General features: G+C 42.0%; 22 protein-coding genes. 7 read left to right on the top strand and 15 right to left on the bottom strand.

Annotated elements, in window-relative coordinates:
- Positions 1 to 7: 7 nt before the first annotated feature.
- From AC570H_RS09560 to AC570H_RS09570, 3 genes are all read right to left on the bottom strand, one after another.
- On the bottom strand, positions 8 to 511 hold the full coding sequence (locus AC570H_RS09560) for a phage tail protein (RefSeq protein WP_497354081.1): 504 nt from the start codon (positions 509 to 511) through the stop codon (positions 8 to 10).
- Positions 512 to 545: 34 nt separating this feature from the next.
- On the bottom strand, positions 546 to 1,616 hold the full coding sequence (locus AC570H_RS09565) for a phage tail protein (protein ID WP_497354083.1): 1,071 nt from the start codon (positions 1,614 to 1,616) through the stop codon (positions 546 to 548).
- A gap of 347 nt (positions 1,617 to 1,963) precedes the next feature.
- A complete protein-coding gene (locus AC570H_RS09570) occupies positions 1,964 to 2,887 on the bottom strand; it encodes a helix-turn-helix domain-containing protein (protein WP_497354085.1) in 924 nt (307 codons plus the stop codon).
- A gap of 315 nt (positions 2,888 to 3,202) precedes the next feature.
- Here AC570H_RS09570 and AC570H_RS09575 point away from each other — a divergent pair, with 315 nt between their 5' ends.
- From AC570H_RS09575 to AC570H_RS09595, 5 genes are all read left to right on the top strand, one after another.
- Complete coding sequence (locus tag AC570H_RS09575) at positions 3,203 to 3,718, top strand: DinB family protein (RefSeq protein ID WP_497354087.1); 516 nt, start codon at positions 3,203 to 3,205, stop codon at positions 3,716 to 3,718.
- A 493-nt stretch (positions 3,719 to 4,211) separates the two neighbouring features.
- Complete coding sequence (locus AC570H_RS09580; protein WP_497354089.1) at positions 4,212 to 4,718, top strand: 2'-5' RNA ligase family protein; 507 nt, start codon at positions 4,212 to 4,214, stop codon at positions 4,716 to 4,718.
- 88 nt (positions 4,719 to 4,806) lie between these two features.
- Positions 4,807 to 5,322: a GNAT family N-acetyltransferase gene (locus tag AC570H_RS09585; protein ID WP_497354091.1), complete on the top strand. Its 516-nt coding sequence runs from the start codon at positions 4,807 to 4,809 to the stop codon at positions 5,320 to 5,322.
- Complete coding sequence (locus AC570H_RS09590) at positions 5,304 to 6,263, top strand: hypothetical protein (RefSeq protein ID WP_497354093.1); 960 nt, start codon at positions 5,304 to 5,306, stop codon at positions 6,261 to 6,263. Before AC570H_RS09585 ends, AC570H_RS09590 begins: the two co-directional genes overlap by 19 nt.
- On the top strand, positions 6,250 to 7,053 hold the full coding sequence (locus AC570H_RS09595; RefSeq protein ID WP_497354095.1) for an AraC family transcriptional regulator: 804 nt from the start codon (positions 6,250 to 6,252) through the stop codon (positions 7,051 to 7,053). Before AC570H_RS09590 ends, AC570H_RS09595 begins: the two co-directional genes overlap by 14 nt.
- Before the next feature lie 196 nt (positions 7,054 to 7,249).
- On the opposite strand, the gene AC570H_RS09600 is transcribed toward AC570H_RS09595, so the two are convergent.
- From AC570H_RS09600 to AC570H_RS09630, 7 genes are all read right to left on the bottom strand, one after another.
- Positions 7,250 to 8,290: an NAD(P)-dependent alcohol dehydrogenase gene (locus tag AC570H_RS09600; RefSeq protein ID WP_497354097.1), complete on the bottom strand. Its 1,041-nt coding sequence runs from the start codon at positions 8,288 to 8,290 to the stop codon at positions 7,250 to 7,252.
- A 166-nt stretch (positions 8,291 to 8,456) separates the two neighbouring features.
- Positions 8,457 to 8,867, bottom strand: a complete 411-nt coding sequence (locus AC570H_RS09605) for a hypothetical protein (RefSeq protein ID WP_497354099.1) — start codon at positions 8,865 to 8,867, stop codon at positions 8,457 to 8,459.
- 59 nt (positions 8,868 to 8,926) lie between these two features.
- Positions 8,927 to 9,340, bottom strand: coding sequence for a hypothetical protein (locus AC570H_RS09610; RefSeq protein ID WP_497354101.1), 414 nt, complete (start codon positions 9,338 to 9,340; stop codon positions 8,927 to 8,929).
- A gap of 93 nt (positions 9,341 to 9,433) precedes the next feature.
- Positions 9,434 to 10,051 (bottom strand): peptide chain release factor H, encoded by a 618-nt coding sequence (gene prfH / locus AC570H_RS09615; RefSeq protein WP_497354103.1) that lies wholly within the window; start codon positions 10,049 to 10,051, stop codon positions 9,434 to 9,436.
- Between the two features lie 2 nt (positions 10,052 to 10,053).
- Positions 10,054 to 11,454, bottom strand: a complete 1,401-nt coding sequence (locus AC570H_RS09620; protein ID WP_497354105.1) for an RtcB family protein — start codon at positions 11,452 to 11,454, stop codon at positions 10,054 to 10,056.
- 5 nt (positions 11,455 to 11,459) lie between these two features.
- A complete protein-coding gene (locus AC570H_RS09625) occupies positions 11,460 to 12,191 on the bottom strand; it encodes a hypothetical protein (RefSeq protein WP_497354107.1) in 732 nt (243 codons plus the stop codon).
- A gap of 349 nt (positions 12,192 to 12,540) precedes the next feature.
- Entirely contained in the window at positions 12,541 to 13,809 is a 1,269-nt protein-coding gene (locus tag AC570H_RS09630) for a hypothetical protein (RefSeq protein WP_497354109.1), read from the bottom strand.
- Between the two features lie 120 nt (positions 13,810 to 13,929).
- Between AC570H_RS09630 and AC570H_RS09635 the strand changes: the two genes are divergently transcribed.
- Entirely contained in the window at positions 13,930 to 14,607 is a 678-nt protein-coding gene (locus tag AC570H_RS09635; protein WP_497354111.1) for a 3-keto-alpha-glucoside-1,2-lyase-like domain-containing protein, read from the top strand.
- Positions 14,608 to 14,691: 84 nt separating this feature from the next.
- On the opposite strand, the gene AC570H_RS09640 is transcribed toward AC570H_RS09635, so the two are convergent.
- The 4 genes from AC570H_RS09640 to AC570H_RS09655 all read right to left on the bottom strand — a co-directional run bounded on the left by AC570H_RS09640 (position 14,692) and on the right by AC570H_RS09655 (position 18,137).
- Positions 14,692 to 15,261: a porin family protein gene (locus AC570H_RS09640; protein ID WP_497354113.1), complete on the bottom strand. Its 570-nt coding sequence runs from the start codon at positions 15,259 to 15,261 to the stop codon at positions 14,692 to 14,694.
- A 100-nt stretch (positions 15,262 to 15,361) separates the two neighbouring features.
- The gene (locus AC570H_RS09645; protein ID WP_497354115.1) at positions 15,362 to 16,183 is read right to left on the bottom strand and encodes a hypothetical protein; all 822 of its coding nucleotides are present in this window, start codon (positions 16,181 to 16,183) and stop codon (positions 15,362 to 15,364) included.
- A 134-nt stretch (positions 16,184 to 16,317) separates the two neighbouring features.
- Positions 16,318 to 17,079, bottom strand: a complete 762-nt coding sequence (locus tag AC570H_RS09650) for a LytR/AlgR family response regulator transcription factor (RefSeq protein WP_497354117.1) — start codon at positions 17,077 to 17,079, stop codon at positions 16,318 to 16,320.
- Positions 17,076 to 18,137 (bottom strand): sensor histidine kinase, encoded by a 1,062-nt coding sequence (locus tag AC570H_RS09655; RefSeq protein WP_497354119.1) that lies wholly within the window; start codon positions 18,135 to 18,137, stop codon positions 17,076 to 17,078. Before AC570H_RS09655 ends, AC570H_RS09650 begins: the two co-directional genes overlap by 4 nt.
- A gap of 247 nt (positions 18,138 to 18,384) precedes the next feature.
- Here AC570H_RS09655 and AC570H_RS09660 point away from each other — a divergent pair, with 247 nt between their 5' ends.
- Positions 18,385 to 19,167 carry an NIPSNAP family protein gene (locus AC570H_RS09660; RefSeq protein WP_497354121.1) on the top strand — a complete coding sequence of 261 codons (783 nt, stop codon included), beginning with the start codon at positions 18,385 to 18,387 and terminating at the stop codon, positions 19,165 to 19,167.
- A 9-nt stretch (positions 19,168 to 19,176) separates the two neighbouring features.
- Here the strand turns inward: AC570H_RS09660 and AC570H_RS09665 are convergent, their stop codons facing one another.
- Complete coding sequence (locus tag AC570H_RS09665) at positions 19,177 to 19,968, bottom strand: DJ-1/PfpI family protein (RefSeq protein WP_497354123.1); 792 nt, start codon at positions 19,966 to 19,968, stop codon at positions 19,177 to 19,179.
- Positions 19,969 to 20,012: the final 44 nt, after the last annotated feature.

The following is a 20,012-nucleotide window of genomic DNA, read 5'->3' on the forward strand; positions in this document are numbered from 1 at the left end:
TATTTAGTTAAATGGGAACAACACACATAATGTAATTCACTGCTAGCGAGGGCTGGATGTTAGTTACTGCCTCCACATTGCGCGGGTCTGGTTCTATGGTAGCCGCGTGTAGCGTAGATGGCTTGGTTACTGCTGTGCCATATTTCAACACGCCTCTTGGCATAACTGAAAATACATTGCCTTTTGGACTAGCATCAGCTGGAACATCGTTGCTGGCCCAAAGATCATGGCCGTGTGCAGGTACTGTAGCCAATTTGTAATCGCCTCCACCACTTTGCCCAACCGTATAATTTGTTAAGCCAGGCGCCTGTCCGGAACCTAAAGCTACCCTCGCCCTCAAATCGGGCAACCTGAAGGTTTGGCCGGGCGTACCGCCATATTTATTTCCGAGAATTTGGTAAAGTCTATTAAACTGCCCGCTAACGGGCATTTCTTGTCCGGCACAATACATCCAGCCTATTGGGGTGTAGTCTCCGCCAAAAATTCTTATTTCTCCTAAAAATGAGTCCATGGTCTGTTTAATTTGTTCTGGTTAAAGGTTGAGGTTATGATTTTTGCGGAAAAATTCCTGTTAAAGCAATTGCGAAAACTAGACCGATTACCGGTTGTATGTTACTGATAGGCTTTGCTATACCCGTAACACCCAATGAATTCATGTCCATCGTAGAAAGGTTTCCAGATGGGTTTCCCGTAAGGTAATGCGCTCCCATCTCTTGCTTATCATCTGTAGTTGCCAAAAAATTATCAGCAGGCGTAGGCGAAGTACCACGTCCATCTGCAACCATCACATCATGTCTGTGCGGAGGCATGTTATTGTACACCAGTGCTGTTTCCATAGCACCTAACTTCTTTCCAAAACCATATACCGTATCGCCTGGAACGCCCCCTACAGCTGCCCTGCCATTCAAGTCAGGCACACCAAAATTGGTTTGTCCATCACCGCCATATTGGGTTTTCAAAATCGAGAATAAAGTTTTGGTGTTGTTATTGATCGGCAATAAGCTGCCGTTACATAGCGTCCAATCTTTGGCCAAGCGGTCGTTCCAACAAGGAAACATTTTAACTTCGCCAATATAGTTCTCTACTATAGCCATCACACCTTCGTAACAGATAATGTAGTTCATGGCTACAAACGATTGTACGGTTGGCACACTGGTGGCAGTTCCAGAGCTGGCTATCGAACCTGTATTCATTTTCACTTTTTTGTCCTTATTGTAAGGCCCATAAGTAGAAAATCCTTCTTTAGCCTTCGTTAATGTTCTAGAGATAAAAGAACCTACAGGCGTAACAGAATTCGCATCATCTCCGGTAACATAAACCAAGTGGTTATGCGGGGGCAAGTGATCGGCAGTGAGCTCAACTTTTTCAGCGCCAGCTTGTTGCCCAAGGTACAGCTTAACCGTGTTATCTTTAGTGCCTGTGTTTACAGGAATACGGCCCCTTAAATCAGGCACGTTAAAATGTTGCCCATCGCCACCAAAAGTCTCTTGTATCACCACGTACAAATTCATGTACTCGTTGATGTCCAGGCCTCTGCCATCGCATATCACCCACCCACTCGGGGCATTATCGCCAGCGTACAACCTCACTTCTCCAACAAAACTGTTTCCGTTCATTTTCTTTTTAGTTTGGTTTATTTTTAAATAAAAATTAGTTTCAAGGCTAAAAAACAACAGATAAAGCTTACTCAGGATAATCAGCTTTGTTTGCGGCGCTGAACAGCACCCGGCTTGGCAGGAAGTAACAACCAGCTATTGCAAACAATAGCTGGTTAATTGATGAGAGACATTATGAATTATTTTATAGGATAATCTTTCTAATTCGCTTTCAAGGAGATAGAGCGTTGAGCGCGAATAACAAGACGAAGTTAGCTAACCTATATTTATCTCGGCAAGGAAGAGAGGCTTAATTTGTCCATAATTATAAATCAGTACAAATTTTTGAAAACAAATGGTCTAGAAGACTAATAGCCAAGGCTTTTCAAGTATGCAGAAGGGCTTTGTCCTACCAGTTTTTTAAAGGAATTGTAGAAAGCGCTCCGGGAAGCAAAACCAGCGTCATGCGCCAGGGTTTCGATGGTATAGCTTTGCATAAATCCAGGCTTTGCAATCTGTTCTTTCAAATTGGCAATGCGATAGGTATTTACGAAATCCATAAAGTTTTGCTGGTAATGGTTGTTTAAAACAGACGAAAGCTTATGGGGCGACAAGCCCAAAGCCTCCGAAAGCGATTTAAGGCTCAGGTTTTTGTCTTTAAACGCTTGCTTTTCTATCATCTGCTGCGTTATCTGTTTGCATATATTTTCCATCTCCCTGTCCTTTTTGAGCGAAAGGGCATATTGCTTCTGGATTTTTACCAGCGTTAGGGGCTTCATGTCCAATAGCGAAGCCACAAATTCTGAAGGCAGGCGCTCCATGTAGCCTGGCTTGGTTTGGATAAAATAGAGATAGCGTTCTTTGGCGCTGCCTACGCGTACAATGTGCGCACGTTCCTGTGCATCCATGTAATATTGCTCCAGCATCACCCTAAAAATAAAATTGATGTCGAAGTGGTGCAAAAACAGGCGTTTCAGCACGTCGGTAGGTATAGCAACCAAGCTTACATCTTCAACGGCGATAATGGCTTCTTTAGAGGCACCATTACCATACAGGCCAGAGATAGAGCTTACAAATTCGTTCTCTACCGAGATATAAGTTACGATATGTTTTTTCTTGTGTGTAGTACAGCCCATCAGGGCGCCCTTTTTGATGAAATACACATAATGGCAAATGGTGTATTCCTTTACCAGTACATGGCCCTTCGGATATTCGAAAGTAACCATATTGGCATATGTTTCTTTTTTGAGTTCATCGCTTAAGGGATAAACTCGATTTAAAAGGTTGATCACCAGATCAGAATCCGGTTTTGTCGCCTTTTGAGGAGATGCTTGAATAGTAGACAATTGTATGAACGATTAAGGATGATTAATAACTCAAAAATATTAAAAAAATACTTGTTAAAGCATATTTCTGCAATTAAATCGCTGATTTAGAGCATGCAGCTCTATTCAAACAAATCCACCAAATCCGCTTCTGGTTAGGTACCCAAAAATAATTTCAAAAAAATCAAAAAGTGCAAAAACAGACTGACATAGGGTTGTCAGTAGCGGGTAGTTTCTTTGTCTCAACAAAACATCAAATACTCAACAATTAAAACTTTAATCATGGAAACACAAAACTTAACTGCCGCAGCTGCTTCAACATTTGCTTCGAACAACGACATCTTAAATCAATGGCTAGGCCATCGCCGGTTAACCAGACGCGTAATCGAAGCTTTTCCAGCCGATCAACTATTTACTTATCGCATTGGAGGCATGCGCACTTTTGCCGAAATGATGAAAGAAATTATCGATATTTCAGGTCCGGGCGTTCGTGGCATTGCTACCGACAGCTGGGAGCACACCGGCAACATTAACGGCCATGTCATTGAAGAAGCAGATCAAAACAAGGAGGGTTTGTTAAGGCTTTTTGATGCAGGCACAGAAGAAATCAAGACCTTTTTTGCACAAATTTCCGAAGAAAGATTTCAGGAAACCGTAGTGGCATTTGGCATGTACGAAGGAGTGGTTTTTTCATCCCTCCTCTATTTCATCGATAACGAAATCCACCACCGTGCACAAGGCACCGTTTACCTGCGCAGCCTGGGCGTAGAGCCACCTGCCTTCTGGAACAGAGACTAATACCACAGCTGTAGTTTATTCAAACCAATTTGTCATTCCGAGTGTAGCTAGGAATCTGCTTAGAAATAGATCTTTCACTTCGCTCTGGATGACAAATGGATAAACTATTTGCGTACCGCCTGAAAACCATAAGTTTTGCCTTGCTTGGAAAACAATGTCACTGCTTATCGGCAATTGTCGCCCTTCTTTCCGCTTTACTCCATTGCATTTCGTGTACGCTTCAATAAGGTTTAGCTGTTAAAGGCAAGGTTCTTTTGTTGTTCATTAGTCATTGGTTCATTAGTAATTGGTAAAGAAAATAAGAACTAAGCAAAGACCAAAGCTTATTTCTTTGCGAAACTTTGTGTCCTATACGGTTATAACTTCCAGCAAGCTCGCGTACAGGCTTCCATCTTCCATTTTACCTCTTACATTACACCTTCTCTTACTTTGTGTCCTTTGCGCTTAGAAATTATATGGGAAGAAAATTGTAAATTGACGACTATTTACCCACATGGACCAAACAGGCAAAAGACGGATACAGCTTACACTTTTTGTGGATGAGGAATATAATAAGGCTATTGAAAGCATCCGGAGCAGGCATAATCCACAACAATTTGCAATTATTAAAAGTCATGTTACCCTATGCCGGGAAGACGAGTTGCACGAAATCGACCTGATCAAAACAAATTTGGCCCAACTGAAAACAGCTTCAATTGGTATTACCTTTGGCCAAGCAGTCAGGTTTGCAGCAGATAAGGGTGTTTTACTACCGGCTATTGGTCCCAACACAGCGTTTCAGGAACTGAGAAGACTTGTCTTAAAAGGAGCCATTGCGCAGCCACGATTGCACGAAGCACACCTTACTTTGATGCATCCAAGAAATTCTACCTGTACCGATACCCTATTTGAAGAAATTAGACAAGTAGAACTGCCCAGGTTTTTAAGTTTTGACAAAATTAGCCTTATTGCTCAAGAGGGTGATCATCCATGGCAAGTTTTGGCAACTTTCGATTGTTGAACTGTTAATTGAGAACCGAAAAACCTCCAATTGAAAATTGAGCGATTTTTACACCAGATTTTGAAAGACAATTTCCGATTTTTGTTGCATGGTAACTTTACAGCACATACAGAACGCAAGTCCAGAAGAAATCCAGGTTTTGGCCAACAACCCATTAATTGCCCAAAACCTGAGAGACGTTTTTCCTTCGCCCTATTCGATTGACAATGCCAAGCAATTTCTCGAATTGGATAAACAAGGCTTGCTGGGACATGTTTTCGCCATTTACTCGGATGAGCAGTTCATCGGCATTGCGCGTGTAGTTCCGCAGAGCGACGTTTATAGAAATAATGCCGAAATTGGCTATTGGCTGGGCCAGCCTTTTTGGGGCAAGGGATTTGCTACGGAAACCGTAAAGCTGCTCATCGATTATGCCTTTACCCAATTAAACCTGTTTAGGGTATTTGCAGGAGTTTTTGAACACAATAAAGCTTCCATGAAAGTGCTGGAGAAAAGTGGCTTTACTTTAGAAGCCATCCAGAAATCGTCCGTACTCAAAAACGGCAAAACGATAGACGATTACCTCTATCGCATTTTGAGGCCCGAATGGGAAAAACAGCAATGAGCAAAAGCATAGCCACACATATTGCAGCAAAGCTTGGGTATCCAGATTTGATCAGGCTATTGGCCGAAAACCTGAATGGTGCCGATCTCAACTCTTTGTTATTGGAGGTTTTTGACCAAAGGCTCAAACAGATAGCAGCACCAATCTTGTTAAAGCAATATGAAGCCAACCGATTGGTAAAACCGGCTCAAGTCAATGTAATTAGGCTTAAGGAACAAGAGCTCAATGTTCTGAAATTATGGGCTAGTTTAGGTTTTGAACCTGTAGAACTGGCACCAGTGGCCCAACTAGGTTCTTGTTCGGTAGTGGCTACCGTAGCACAGCAGAAAATACTTTCGGCCTTAAGAAACAGCGAGGTACAAGCCGATCCTACCAATGCATTGGCCTTGCATTACGCTCACCTTAAAAAGACAAAACAGCTCCAAGAGCCCTATCAATATACAAGTATAATCCGCCTGCTGAGAACAGGTGCCTTAAAAAGTCCGGCACATACCCCACATTTTTCCATGGGATGCCTGGTAAGCGCCGGAAGCGACAAGGGAAATTTTGAATTCGAACAAAAAGCACCGTTGCAGCACTTTAATGCCCATGCTAAATTATTGATCGAGAACTATGGCATTGAGGCGATCCGTTTCTCGATTATTCCTTTAAACGGCTATAAAAATGGAGAAAACCTGATTAAGGCTTGCAGCGAATACCTGCAGCAACAAAATTTTAGCTTTCCAGTAAGTGTGGAAGAAAGAAACGAGACTCAAAGCTATTACAAGGGCCTGCAATTCAAAACCTATATCAGCATGGATAACGAAACGATTGAAATTGGCGATGGAGGCTTGGTAGACTGGACGCAGCAATTGTTGGGAAACACCAAAGAACGCCTTTTTACGAGTGCTATTGGCGTACAGCTATTGCATTATTTAAGCTTTAAGCATGAAAAAGGCTAAAGTAATTTTTGAGCAGGAAACCTCCAGTTGTGTACAGTTACGCTATCCTGCAAAAGAGCTGTCGCATTTGGTGGCATATTACATTGAAATAGCCGTTCCACCGAAACATCCCGGAGATTTTTCTATTGTGGCATTGCCTAGTTTGAATACGCTCATTGCTGTTCCAATTACCGCCTTCGAAAAACAAATCTACAATCACTCAGGCTCGATACCATACTCCTTAAGCGAACCAAAAATATTGGGTAATTTAACGGAAGCCATCAGCTGTATTTATCCTGCCGGTGCCAAGGAATTTGCAGTTAAATTCAAGCCTGGCATGCTGCAACAGTTATGGAACATTAAGCCCGAACTACTTATCGATAAGCAATTGGATGTAAGCCATCATTTGCCGGCATCGCTACTAGAAGATCTTTGCAAAGCACCAGATTTTGCTAGCAGAACAGCTGTGATGGAAGCCTACTTGTGCCCTAAAACCCAACACTCAAATTCTGTAAAGCTAGATTTTGTACAAAAGGCTTTGGATTTGATGGACAATACGGCACATGTACTAAAAGCTACAGCAATTGGCCAACAAATAGGCCTTTCAGTACCTACGCTCAACCGCTATTTTAAAGAAGTACTGGGCTTATCGCCTAAGCAATGTGTTAAAATCCTACGCCTCAAAACGGGACTTAAACATTACCGCGCACAAGGCAGTTCGGGCAATTATACCGATTTAGGCTATACCGATTTCTCCCATTTTGTGAAAGATGCCAAAAGCCTAACGCACGAAACACCCGCAAAGCTTTGAATATCAAAACAAGCGATTTTACTGTTGGATTTATTCCTGAATTATTGCAATTGTTAAATGTTGGAAAGTTTGAATGTTGAAAAAATTCAATACAACTAGTCATTTCCATCTTCCGTTTCACCTCTTACATTTCACTTCCCCTAGCTAAACAAAAAAAGCCCCCCATTTGCATGAGAGGCCTTCAGTGTAGTTCAGCTTAAAGCGTTGCCATATCAATTACGAAACGGTAACGCACATCGCCTTTTAGCATTCTTTCATAAGATGCAGTGATGTCTTTAATGTCGATCAGTTCGATATCAGAAACGATATTGTGTTCGGCACAGAAATCAAGCATTTCCTGAGTTTCAGGAATGCCTCCAATTCCAGAACCTGCCAAACTTTTACGACCACCCAACAGCGCAAACGGCTGTACGGCATAAGGTTCAGATGGCACACCTACGCAAATATGCGTTCCATTGGTTTTTAAAAGCGACAGGTACATGTTCATATCATGCTCTGCAGAAACCGTATCCAAAATAAAATCGAACGAGCCTTTAACCGCTTCCAATTGTGCAGGATCTGAGGTTACTACAAAGTGATGGGCACCTAGTTCTTTAGCAGCAGCTTCTTTTGATGGAGAAGTACTCAATACGGTAACGTCGGCACCAAATGCTACGCCAAACTTCACACCCATGTGGCCTAAACCACCTAAGCCCAGCACTGCCAATTTATGGCCTTTTCCTACTTTCCAGTGGCGCAAAGGCGAATAAGTGGTAATACCTGCACACAACAATGGCGCCGTAGCAGCCAATGGCAATTTATCAGAAATGTGCAATACAAATTCTTCACGTACTACGATGGTATTTGAATAACCGCCATAAGTTGGTACGCCTTGTCTGTCTTTGTTATTGTAAGTTTGTGTATTTCCTTCTAGGCAATATTGCTCCAATCCATCCTTACAGTTTTCGCAAACCTGGCAAGAATCAACCATACAGCCTACGCCGGCCAAATCATCTAATTTGAACTTTTTAACATGGTCGCCCACTTTAATTACCTTACCCACAATCTCATGGCCTGGCACCATTGGGAAAATACCCGGAAACCAGTCATTTTTGATTTGGTGAAGATCTGAGTGACAAACCCCGCAGTACAATATTTCTAGTTGAACATCATGAGGTCCTACTTCCCTACGGTCGAAATCCCAGGGAGCTAAATCTGTTGTTGCAGTTTGTGCTGCATAACCTTTGGCTTGTATCATAAATTATTAATTAAGTTTTGTTATAAACAAAGCTACAACCTATCGGCTAAACTTCGACTATAAGATTCAAAGCAATAATTATACATTTCAAACAATTCTAAAAAAGGCATTAAAAAAACATCCACAATTGTGGATGTTTTTTTGCTTTTCGATTTTAAATTGCTTGTTAGTAAAAAGTAACCGAAATAGGCAAGGTATAAGCGAGCAGTATGCCACCAGCCCAGTAAACAATGCCTACCTGATAAGTGCCCGGACCACCAAAAGCAGACATGGGAATACTGGTTCCTCCAACTTCGTTACCTGCCCTTCCAGCACTTTGATACTCTACATTATAGTCATCAATGTAATAATAAGCACCTGCCGGAAGTGGATCTCCTAGCCAATAAAGAGCTATACTTCCAGTTGAGGAGTAAGCTTGTGGGGCTGGCCCCGACAACGTCCCCTCGGGGTCAAAAAGAAAAGTCTTTTTTGCAACCGCCTCGGCTTTTCTTTTCATTAATCCATCAGTTGCATTTGCGGTTTCACCTATTCCTAAGGCTAAAACAGCAACCATTAGTACAGTAAATAGCTTTTTCATGATTTTAAAGTTTAAAGAGTTAAATTTCAAATGGATAATTGCTTAAGCTAAACTTCGGTTTAAAGCAAAGTAACCGTAATGGGCACTACGTAATTATAGATAATTCCTCCGTCCCAATAAACAATGCCTACCTGATAAGTACCCGGTCCACCAAAAGCAGACATGGGAATATTAATGGTATTGCCTTCGCTACCGGGAAATCCAGCACTTTGATATTCCACATTATAATCATCAATATAATAATAAGCACCGGCAGGTAGCGGATCTCCACCCCAAGCCAAAAATACGGTGCCTGTTGATGAATAATAATCTGTACCTGGTCCAATTAAAACTCCTGACGAATAAAAAGAGGATAAGTTTTTTGAAACTGCCTCTCCTTTTTTCTTGATCAGTCCATCGGCAGCATTTGCAGCTTGACTCATACCTAGTGCCAAAACAGCAACCATTGTAAATACAGTAAATAGCTTTTTCATGATTTAATTGATTAAATAAGTTAATTAATAGTTAAAATAACCATAAATAGCCTAACCAAAGCAGATGTAAAAAAATAGATCACCAAGTCTAGATTAAAAAAGATCCTGTTTAATGGTTTTAACAGGATTTCCCCTGATCAAGCCATGATGTGCCAACCATTGGCTTTGCTGCTGGACCAATAACTGCTCGGTTTGCCAAAGCATTATCTTTTGTTGAAGCCTAGCCAGACAAAGCTTTTTATTCGCCAACTGCGATCGGCTATCCATCGCCATTACCTGAATACCTGAGGGCAAATGCACTCCCCTTACTGCTGTTTCTACCTTGTTAACGTTTTGTCCGCCAAGGCCAGATGAACGACAAGTTTCAAACTTCACGTCTTTCGCATCCCAATTCATTACTTCAGGCACCTGAAATGAACTGACGCCCACAAACCAGTTTTTGCGTTTATGGAATTTGCGGTAAGGACTTTGGGCTATCCATTGGATGGTGCCCGTCCATTCCTTCACAAAGGCATCCAGCTTCTCGCCGGTAGCCAACATAACGGTTGATGACAAGGTACCTTTCAGTTCTCCAGCCTCTTTTTCTAATACTCCCAATTGGATTCCCAGCTGTTTGGCTTGTTTAATGAGCAGGCTTTGCACGCAAGCTACTACCCGACAGCATTCTGCCGGTCCATTGCCTGCCGTAATTTGTATCATTGTCTTTTTCATACCTACTCCTTATTCATCCTCACAATTTTTGGAAAAAACCGACCCTGTACTGAAACCAGTTCTTGTTGGGCAGCCATTACGCTTTCAATGTTCTTGTAAGCCAGCGGATTTTCCTCTACCGTACCACCAATTAAAGTGACACCAGCCTGGGCCAACATTTTTTTCATGGCCGAATTGGTCATGCTATCTTTTGCCTTTTGCCTACTCATGGCCCTTCCTGCCCCATGCGAAGCCGAATACAAGGCATCGCTACAGCCCTTGCCTGCTACCAAATAAGCTGGCGTGGCCATGCTGCCCGGAATAATGCCCAACTCGCCCTCATGTGCGGGCGTGGCTCCTTTACGATGCACAATAACCTGTCTGCCATCGGCCAACTGCTCTTTCCAAGCAAAATTGTGATGGTTTTCTACCAGCTGCAAAGCCGTTAATCCCAAGGATTTGAGCACATTGGCATGGATCAAATCATGACAGGCTTTGGCGTAATCGCCGGCCAATGTCATAGCTAGCCAGTATTCTTGCCCAGCCTCGCTGTTCAGGCCGAGCCAAGCCAATTGCTGTGCCGTTCTCGGTAGCTTACAGGTGTTCATGGCAATTTGGGTGTATTGCTTGGCAATGGCCGATCCCAATCCCCTGCTGCCCGAATGCGACAATAAAGCCAGGTATTTTTTAGCTGGCAAACCCAACGAGTTATGGTCTAAAAGCTCAATTTCGCCAAATTCTACGAAATGGTTTCCATTGCCCGATGAGCCCAGCTGCCTTGCTGCCTTTCCATGCAAAGGTTTTAAAAATGCAAGCTCATTAAACAAGCTGTTATCCAATACTTCATGTTCTTGTCTTCGTTCCAATCCGCCTTCCATACCGAAATGCGTATGTTGCTTTAAAGCTACCTTAGCCTGATAGCCATAGCGCTTAAAAAAACTTTCGCTTTCATCAATGATCGATAGCGCCATCCTACAGCCAATATCCATCCCAACGGCATAAGGAATAATCGCATTATCTGTAGCCAAAACACCGCCAATAGGCAAGCCAAAGCCCATGTGTGCGTCGGGCATTAAAGCACCCTGAACGCTTATGGGCAAGAGATTGGCCAGTTCCATCTGCTTTTTTGCCGAGGTTTCTATGCCTTTACCCCCATAGGCTTTGCAGGCCACAGGTTCTTCGTTAAGCTCATAGGCTTTAAAAGTAGGCTTGTCTGTTTTGCCTATAATCTTCTCTGCTATCTTAGCTGTTAATTCGTTATCCAGAAATGCTGCTGGATCATTTTTAATCTCAACCAGCAAAGCCAGCAATTCCTGCTTGCTATGGTGCTTGAAATTCTTTGCAGCTACCATAATCACCAAACTTCTTAATTGGTCGTTATGATAGCCTATTTTACTTAAATCTTTTGTTCTTAAATTGCCCATATGGCTTATGTGTATAATTCCAGGTAGCCATCGTTACCGACGTACCTGGTTATGTTTTTAATTTTGTTAATGTGTTTGACAGGTTCTTCATGCCAGCCTCTCCACCTGTAGTGTCGGCCATGGGTTAATAAATTCATCCGTGGTGCCAAACAATGGTTTTGGATATGCACATCAATACCTGCCAGTTCTTTTTCGATCGCAACATCAATCATTTTTTGGTGCGTAACCATATGCGCTTCTACCTTGAGCACAAAGCGCCAAGGTTCTGCAAATACATACCTCGAATCACCACGGCCATTTCTGGAATTGAAATTCTCTATGCATACAAAACAGGCTCTTTCCTGTTCAACCAGTTCCATTCTATTCCTTTCCCAAGCATAAGGATCGAAATCGCGAAGCATTTGCCTTCTCGATTCATATCCGTAGCGCCCTCTGCGACGTTTCTTGCGTTTAAAAGCTTTATCCTTATCGTATTGAACAGTGTTGATTTTAACAAGTAAATTGGCATAAAACTCAGCCCTTGGGCTATGCTTTACATCATCTCTCAGTACAAAAAAACGCTTCCATCCACGTTGGTATGGTTGCTCGAGTGGTACCAGTGGCAGCTTTACTTTTTGTTGCCAAAGCTCATCTCTGCGCCTGCTTAAATAAATGAGTTGCTTATCATGGTCTTTTTTGACCAGTCTTTTCTTTTGCCTTGCCGATCTGATACGGCACAAGCATTCATGTGGGTCCATTGGACTTCAATCAAAATTTGATAAATTAATTTTGGATCACTATTCGTCCTTGAGTAAGGATATACCCTTTTGATACGCTCGACAAAAAAATAAAATAGCGGCAGCGGCACTATGCAGTGCAATTTATTCCAATAAAATATATTGATAGGAGAACAGCTGCCTAATTAGGCAATGAGCGAAAGGGGCGATATGTAAGTTTGCGCTGTCATTTTTCCTTGATATTTAATACGTTAAACCAATCAGGAATTGGGGCAAAGATAAAAAATTAAATTAATCTCCTCAAAAAAATTATACAAACCAGTCGATACGAGACTTTTTTTTGATAGCACTATTGGTTTATTTCCACCTGTTATTTAAGATCAATTGGCTTTCCATTTTCTATAAATCTGGTGTCTTTAACTGCACCTGTGCCATTAAAACGATACTGCAGGCCAACAATCTCGCTGCTTTCGCGGGCAAAGCTCAATGAGTAGGCTTCTACATCATTTACAAAAAAGCGCATTTGTCTGTTTTTGCTTTCTACCCTTATTTTTACCCATTGGTTCAGGTCGCAGCCAAATTTAGAAAGGTCGGCATTTTTACTTTCTATGTCTCGGCCCACAGCCCGCAAAGCCAAATCGCCTATGCAACCTTTAGAAGAAAGTGGGATCGAAATCATATCGCCTTTGCACAATATCATAACGTTTACCTGCTGGCAGGCTCCTGTACCCTGATTAAAATCGCTTTTTAGGGTGGTTTCAAGAACAAAATTGTCGTTTTTCAGTCCACCAAGGTCCTTTACGTTAAAAAAACGCACTGAAGGCAAAGAAGGCTGCAAGGTAACATTGTATTTCAACAACAAATCTTGCCCCACTTCTACCTTCTCGTCTTTTTGCACTTCATCTTTTTTAAAGTAGAGCGGTACGGCTCCGTTCTTATAAACCATGGCCAACCAACCATCCGAAGAGATCATCAAATCGTGTTCTTTAACAATCTTCTTCCCTATCATTAGCTTCGCCCTGAAATAACCCGGATTGTAATAGATGGTAGAATAAGTGTGCTCGTTTTTACTGACCGATACTTTACGGCTTACATCCCACGATTGGGCAATAAATACAGAATCGGCGTCACTTGCCGTTGCATCATAATTAAAGACGACTGAATTGGGCACACCTTCTGTTTTAACCTTATTGCTGCTGAATTGATAGCTTGAATTGTCCACTTGGGCCTCTGTATCTATTTTTGATAAGAGCAATGTACAAGCAACCACTAGCAACAGCACTACAGCTACAAGCCAGTTTTGCCATTTCCAGGCCTTTTTTCCGTTTGTAGGATTTTCAGCAGCTTTGACCTTTCTTTCGGAATTTAGGCTTTGCTTAAAATCACTCCAATCATTAAATCCCGCAAATTTTGCCAAGGTATTTAAAGTGGTAACCGTAGGCATATTGGTGTATTTCAATCTGCCCCAGAGACGCTTCAAAGTGGTTACGCTCAGAACAACTCCAGTAGCTTCCAGGATTTCGATGCTCAGTTTTTCAAAATCATAGCCTGTCCATTCGGCGCTATTGCCCCGATTGAATTTATTTGCTATTAATTCCAAGCATTGCTGAAGTTGTTGCAATTCCGAACTGTTATTCATTCTCTATCAACCATTTATAGACTTGCACGTGTTTGCACGCGTTTGGCGTGGCATTGCATAGGTCTTGGTTTAACTAATATCCAAATTTGCCGAAACTAATTCATTTAAATCAAAACAATTATGACAAAAACAGCAAATGATCTCCTGGTTTTTTTTCAAGCCCTAACCAAAAGAACCTTTTTAAGAATTGTCTTCTTGCTGCTGGCCAACATCGCAGGCAGGGAAAGCGTTCGAGCCCAAGATGTAAGCAACCAGCTGAAGGTAGTTAACCGCATCTTGAACATTGATCAGCAATCGGGTGCACTCTACCTCAATGAAGTAGAAGGCACGGGCATCGCCTGGCTAAAAAATAAAGCATTTACCAATGGTACGATTGAATTTGATGTAAAAGGAAAGGATATGCTTCAACGCAGCTTTGTGGGCATCGCCTTTCATGGGCTCAACGATACGACTTATCAATGTATCTATTTCAGGCCCTTTAATTTTCGTGCCAACGATCCGGTGAGGAAATCGCATGCTGTACAGTACATTGCCCTGCCCAAATACGATTGGCCCCTACTTCGGGAAAAATTCCCTAACAAATACGAACAACCTATTTCGCCTGCACCTGATCCCAATGCATGGTTTCATGTAAAAATAAAGGTAAATGGAGATCGAATAAGCGTATATGTAAACGGGAATAGCCAAGCAGCCCTTGAGGTACAAACTTTGGTACAACCAGCCGGAAAAATGATTGGTTATTGGGCGGGAAACGGCTCTGGAGGCCATTGGAAAAACTTGAAAATTACCAACGAATAGCTGTACTTGATTTTAGGGAAAAGGAATTTTAGTCAATAAAAAAGGGAAATATTTCTATTTCCCTTTTCTGTAGCTTGATACTGGTTAAAAAACCTTTAATCCGAGAGACAGATTATAGATGTTCGTTTTTTCTTGCAGCTGCTTGTTTATTTTGGTAAAGCCTCTGCTGTAGCGTGCATCTATAGTTAAATTGCCAATATCAACCCCAGCGTTCATTACGCCACCCACATTCAGCTTTTTATAATCAAAACCTGCTGGACCAGCGGCCTTGTTCAGCGTATAGTTGAGGTCGGGGCCGGCCGAAACCCTCAGGTTCAAGGCATCGGTATTGATGAGCTTATAGCCTACCATCAACGGCAAATTGAGCTGATGGAATTTTGGCGTATACACCTGTGAAGCATAATTATATGAACTTTTAAAAGTTACATAGTTAAGCTCCGGCTGAAAATACAAGGCATTTCCAACCCTGGCAAATGCGCCGAAATTATAGCCTACTTTTCCTTTTTTGTCGGTAATGGCATTGAAGCTGGTTGGCAATTTAGTATAGCTTAAGCCAGCCTTTAAGCCAAAGCTTGTTTCAGGGTTTTGCGCTTTAACCGCAAGAGTTGCCAATACCATCAAGGCAATCATTAAATAAAACTTGTTAGTTTTCATAATTTTTAATTTGTGTTTTTGTGTGATTTGAGAATATGACAACAACTGATGCTGTTACCCCTACGGGTCTCCACAAAAAAATATGATTTAATGATTTTTATTACTTCTTGGTATAGTTTGAATATTCGGTAAGCGTTTGTACGTTAACCGCCTGACCCATAAATTTAGCCTGCATATTCAAGTCTTGCGCTACCGGAAAATAACGTTTCGCCTGTTCGTTTCTCGTGTATTTGATGGTCAAATCGAACTTATCGGCAGTAAGGATCTTAATTTTTAAGGGCTTTTCGTTTACCGCCTGTACCTGTTCCATTTTCTTGGTTTTAAGGTTGATGGTCATGAACATTTTGCAGTCTTTCATAAAAGCAGCATCTTTTGGAACGCTGGCGATAGCTGGCTTATAACTGATAACCAGAAAGTCTGCAGACTCTTTTTCAATCTTGTAGCTCGCATCATCAGCTTGATTGGAAGCCTGCGATTTCGTTTGGTTTTTCCGAAAGGAATTGATATCCCCTTTTGACGGCGATTTCCCATCCACGGCAATTACCGTCCACTGTTCTGCTTTTGGATTGGCTGGATCAAATTTGGCTACAATTACATTTGTTTTGCCTGCAGTTATGGTTGTTTGTTTGAAGTCGAAGGCGTAATCTTCAGGCTCCTGAACATTGTCCGGATTGAGGATACCAGCATCAATACCGTGTTTAGCAAAGGCATTCAGCACCGCTGTTTTTTGGGCCGAAACATTATGGGCGAATGCCAACAGCACAAAAAGAGCCAGGAGGATCTTTATCATACGGCCTTCTAGTTCAAACTTCTTTTTTTGATGATTGGGAACTTCGATTTTTTGATCGGCAAATAGGCCTGTACCTTGAGTTTCTGCTCCAATCCTTGCGTTTGCCAATGCCATTGTGTTTGTGTTTTTCATTTTTCAATCTTGTTTATTATGAATTTGATGGCACAAAATTAGATTGGACCCAGGCTGCTTATTTTGACTTCCTGAGTGAAACAGCAAAAATGCCGAGTGAATTGCCGATAAGAGGTGCTGAAATGATTTGGCGCTTAATAATCTAGCCAGGCTTTAAACAGGGGCGCTTTTGTTCTGCTCACCATCACTTCTTCTTCTTCATGATTTTGCAGCTTGAGCTTCAGTTTGCCATTAAAGAAATTATGTACCTTTTCAATGGCATTGGCGTGCACGATATACTGACGGTTAACCCTAAAGAAGTTTTTGGGTTCCAATTCGCGTTCCAAGGTTTCCATCGTTTGTGGCACCACTATTTTTTCCGCACTCGTCAGTTGTGCATAGGTGATATTGAGATGAGAATAAAAGAAGGCAATATCTTCTACATTGATTTTGCGATAGCCATCCCGATAGGGCAAAAAGAAACGCCTGCGGTATTCCTTTGGCTGCATATAGCTGAGCAGCTCTTCGATGAGGGGAGCCTGCTGATAAGCCTGTTGCATGCCATGCTCCAGCTTTAGAATAGCGGCTTCCAGTTCCTCCTTTTCTATGGGCTTAAGCAAATAGTCTACGCTGTTGTATTTAAAGGCCTTTACCGCATATTCATCATAGGCAGTCGTAAAAATCACCGGACATTTCACATCTGCCAGGTTAAAAACCTCAAAGCTCAGCCCATCTGCCAGTTGGATATCCATGATGATCAAATCAGGACACTCATTCTTCGCAAGCCAATCTACCGTTTTCTTCACGCTCGTTAATACGCCTGCAACCACTGCGGTTGGCCTGAGTTCCAACAGCAACCGTTCTATCCGATCCGAGTTCGGTTTTTCGTCTTCCAAAATCAATAGTTTCTTGATCATATATAAGGGATAAGCGGTATTTTTATGGTGAAGCTTTCTTCGTTTTTTGTTATCACAGGGGCTTTATCGCTTAACAAAGCATAGCGATCTATGATATTTTGCAGTCCAATCCCTGTAGAATCTGGCTTTTTGATCAAAGGCAACAAGTTATTGCTCACCACCAATTCGTCGTCGTGGCTTGAAAAGATCTTCACCACCAAGGGATCTTCGGCTTCTGTACGGTTATATTTCAGCGCATTTTCAATAAACAATTGAAGCGTAATCGGTGGAATGAGCATGTTGAGCTTTGCTTTCTCAATATTGACCTGAAATACGCAGCCTTCCCCCATTCGGTTCTTGATTAAAAAAAGATAGGCCTCCAAAAATTTGAGCTCTTCTTGCAGGGTAACCAGCTTCTTTTTTGAATTGACCAACAGGTACCTGTAAACTTTCGTCAAATTGATGGTGTATTCATAGCCCAATTGCTGATCTTTTAATATCAGTTCAGAAAGCACGCTCAGGTTATTGAATACAAAATGAGGGTCGAGCTGGAGCTTTAAGGCCTGCAATTCTATTTCAGAGCGCAATTGTTTGTCTTGTGCAGCCTTGATCTCAAATTCGGCCGATTTTAAAGCTTCGGTCCGCCAATTTTTCAACAGGTAATCGCCCGTGTTTAGTGCACTGATCATCAAAGCCCAAAATATGACTAAAATAAGTGTATAAAATCCTTCCCGCAAACCAACTGCTGGGGAGAACTTACTTAAAAAACCGGCAAAGACCTGGTAAACGGATGCCAGGCAAATGATAATGAACAATACGCCTAGCACCTGGTACAGCGCTTCGATGAACAGGCGTTTAACGGGACTTACCATCCACGAAATCTTTTTGTTCAATCTTTTGCTGATGAAGAGGCTCAACTCTACGATGGCTGCATAAAACAACAGGTTGATCAGTATATCGGCAATGATTTTGGAAGCAGGCATGTTAAAATAATCCTTCCAGTAGGCAAATGAAAAGACGACGAATCCAGTTACATAAGAGACAATGGAAGTGAATAAAATCAGTAATAGTCTTTTCATTTTGCTATTTTCGATGAAGTGGTTTTGGTTTTGTTACAGCAAAGACCTGAAAATTGTGAAGCTATTAGCTGTAACGCATCGAAATCCTAGCCACAAAGTTAGGGCATTTTATAATTTGAGCCAGCAGTTTTCTGTTGGAGCATTTCTATAAAAAATACAGGAAAACAAGTATTTCATTAGCAATTGAGTAGCCTTATTTTTATGACCGTTAGCTCCGAAAAGAACATTCACCTTAATCATCATCCATATGCAACGCAGAAAATTCCTCCAATCATCGCTTACAGCTGCCGCAGGTTTAGCAGTAGCCACCAACTCGGTAACAGCTACCGAAAAGTATCCGGCACAAAAGGAAGTATACGAATGGCGCGAATATGAGATGCGTTTCGGTGCCGATCAGGCGCAACTCGAAAACTACTTTAAGACAGCGCTTATTCCCGCCTTAAATAAATATGGGGTAAAAACAGTGGGCGTATTCAGGGATTTAAATCCTTCGGAACCAGCCAAGTTTTATTTGCTCACGCCCTATTCGTCTCTTGAAAATTATCTTGCTGTAGACACAAAGGTAAAGGCAGATGCAGCCTATATCAAAAACAGCGCAGCTTATCACAGCCTAGCTGTAGAGAATGCCTTATATAGCCGCTTTACCTCTTCCCTGCTCATTGCTTTTGACGGCTGGCCTGCAATGGTTGTTCCTACGGGCAAATCGAGGATATTTGAATTAAGAACCTATGAAGGCTACAGCGAAGACGCCGTGAGAAGAAAGATCAAGATGTTCCATGATGGGGAGTTTCCTATTTTTAAAAGGGCAAAGCTGAATCCCGTGTTCTGTGGAGAGGTAATCGCCGGCGACAAGCTTCCTCGCCTCACTTACCTCATCAGCTGCAACAGCATGGAAGAACGCGACAAGGGTTGGGGAGCCTTTGTAGCTGATCCCGAATGGAAAAGATTGGTTTCAGATCCCCAATATGCCCATACGATCTCTAAAATTAGCAATACCTTTTTGGCCCCTACTTCCTATTCGCAGGTGTAGCCATTGATGTTATTGCTTTTTGGTATCTGTCTGTGTAGAAAGGTCCATTCCCTGCTCAGCTACATATTTGTCGTATTCCATGTGCCGGGCGATGTTTGCCGCAGCTTCTTTGCCTTTGAGTTTAGCCACCAAGTGTAGCGCGCCATCAATTCCCGCCGAGATTCCTGCAGTTGTGATCACCCTGCCATTGTCTACATAACGTACATCCTTCAATACCTTGGCACTGGGCACCGCCTTTTGCAGATTTTCAATGCTGTTATGAAAGGTAGTTACTGTAAGTCCATCAAGCAGGCCCGCTTCTCCAAGAATGAATGCACCCGTACATACAGAGAAATAGCTTTTCGTAGATTTGTCTCTCGACTTGATCCATGAAATCACTTCTGGATCATTCGCAGCTACCTCATCATCGCCACCAAACACAGCGAAAATATCTGTTTGTGGGGCATCTGCTAGGCTATAATCCGGAAGAATTTTTAATACCCTTTGCGATAATAGGGGGGCTTTTGTTTTTGCCACCGTAATTACTTTAAATCCTGCATACGAAAAAACCTCCATCGGGCCTGCAAAATCAAGCACCTCTACCCCGTCATATAAATAAAAGCAAACGGTAATTTGTTGGTCCTTTACCTCCGCTTTATCTTTTTTGATTAGCTTCATCCCGCAATGCGGACATATGCCTTCTTTTTCAAATGTCAATGTATCGCATGTATTGTTACAAGGCGGACAAGCGTATAAAGATTCTTTTGGTTGTGCCAACAACAGGTTTGGCAAAAGCAATAACAACAATAATAACTGTTTCATAAATAGATCATTTGAGGCAAATTTAAGAGAACAGCAGATGCAAA

It is taken from the genome of Pedobacter sp. B4419 (assembly GCF_059693725.1).

Coding starts and splice junctions, on each gene's coding strand:
- AC570H_RS09595 (WP_497354095.1), top strand. CDS start 6,250: ATGAAAAAGGCTAAAGTAATTTTTGAGCAGGAAACCTCCAGTTGTGTA.
- AC570H_RS09640 (WP_497354113.1), bottom strand. CDS start 15,261: ATGAAAACTAACAAGTTTTATTTAATGATTGCCTTGATGGTATTGGCA.
- AC570H_RS09580 (WP_497354089.1), top strand. CDS start 4,212: ATGGACCAAACAGGCAAAAGACGGATACAGCTTACACTTTTTGTGGAT.
- AC570H_RS09665 (WP_497354123.1), bottom strand. CDS start 19,968: ATGAAACAGTTATTATTGTTGTTATTGCTTTTGCCAAACCTGTTGTTG.
- AC570H_RS09610 (WP_497354101.1), bottom strand. CDS start 9,340: ATGAAAAAGCTATTTACTGTATTTACAATGGTTGCTGTTTTGGCACTA.
- AC570H_RS09620 (WP_497354105.1), bottom strand. CDS start 11,454: ATGGGCAATTTAAGAACAAAAGATTTAAGTAAAATAGGCTATCATAAC.
- AC570H_RS09590 (WP_497354093.1), top strand. CDS start 5,304: ATGGGAAAAACAGCAATGAGCAAAAGCATAGCCACACATATTGCAGCA.
- AC570H_RS09565 (WP_497354083.1), bottom strand. CDS start 1,616: ATGAACGGAAACAGTTTTGTTGGAGAAGTGAGGTTGTACGCTGGCGAT.
- prfH (WP_497354103.1), bottom strand. CDS start 10,051: ATGAAAAAGACAATGATACAAATTACGGCAGGCAATGGACCGGCAGAA.
- AC570H_RS09600 (WP_497354097.1), bottom strand. CDS start 8,290: ATGATACAAGCCAAAGGTTATGCAGCACAAACTGCAACAACAGATTTA.
- AC570H_RS09560 (WP_497354081.1), bottom strand. CDS start 511: ATGGACTCATTTTTAGGAGAAATAAGAATTTTTGGCGGAGACTACACC.
- AC570H_RS09660 (WP_497354121.1), top strand. CDS start 18,385: ATGCAACGCAGAAAATTCCTCCAATCATCGCTTACAGCTGCCGCAGGT.
- AC570H_RS09645 (WP_497354115.1), bottom strand. CDS start 16,183: ATGAAAAACACAAACACAATGGCATTGGCAAACGCAAGGATTGGAGCA.
- AC570H_RS09575 (WP_497354087.1), top strand. CDS start 3,203: ATGGAAACACAAAACTTAACTGCCGCAGCTGCTTCAACATTTGCTTCG.
- AC570H_RS09585 (WP_497354091.1), top strand. CDS start 4,807: ATGGTAACTTTACAGCACATACAGAACGCAAGTCCAGAAGAAATCCAG.
- AC570H_RS09650 (WP_497354117.1), bottom strand. CDS start 17,079: ATGATCAAGAAACTATTGATTTTGGAAGACGAAAAACCGAACTCGGAT.
- AC570H_RS09605 (WP_497354099.1), bottom strand. CDS start 8,867: ATGAAAAAGCTATTTACTGTACTAATGGTTGCTGTTTTAGCCTTAGGA.
- AC570H_RS09630 (WP_497354109.1), bottom strand. CDS start 13,809: ATGAATAACAGTTCGGAATTGCAACAACTTCAGCAATGCTTGGAATTA.
- AC570H_RS09635 (WP_497354111.1), top strand. CDS start 13,930: ATGACAAAAACAGCAAATGATCTCCTGGTTTTTTTTCAAGCCCTAACC.
- AC570H_RS09625 (WP_497354107.1), bottom strand. CDS start 12,191: ATGGACCCACATGAATGCTTGTGCCGTATCAGATCGGCAAGGCAAAAG.
- AC570H_RS09655 (WP_497354119.1), bottom strand. CDS start 18,137: ATGAAAAGACTATTACTGATTTTATTCACTTCCATTGTCTCTTATGTA.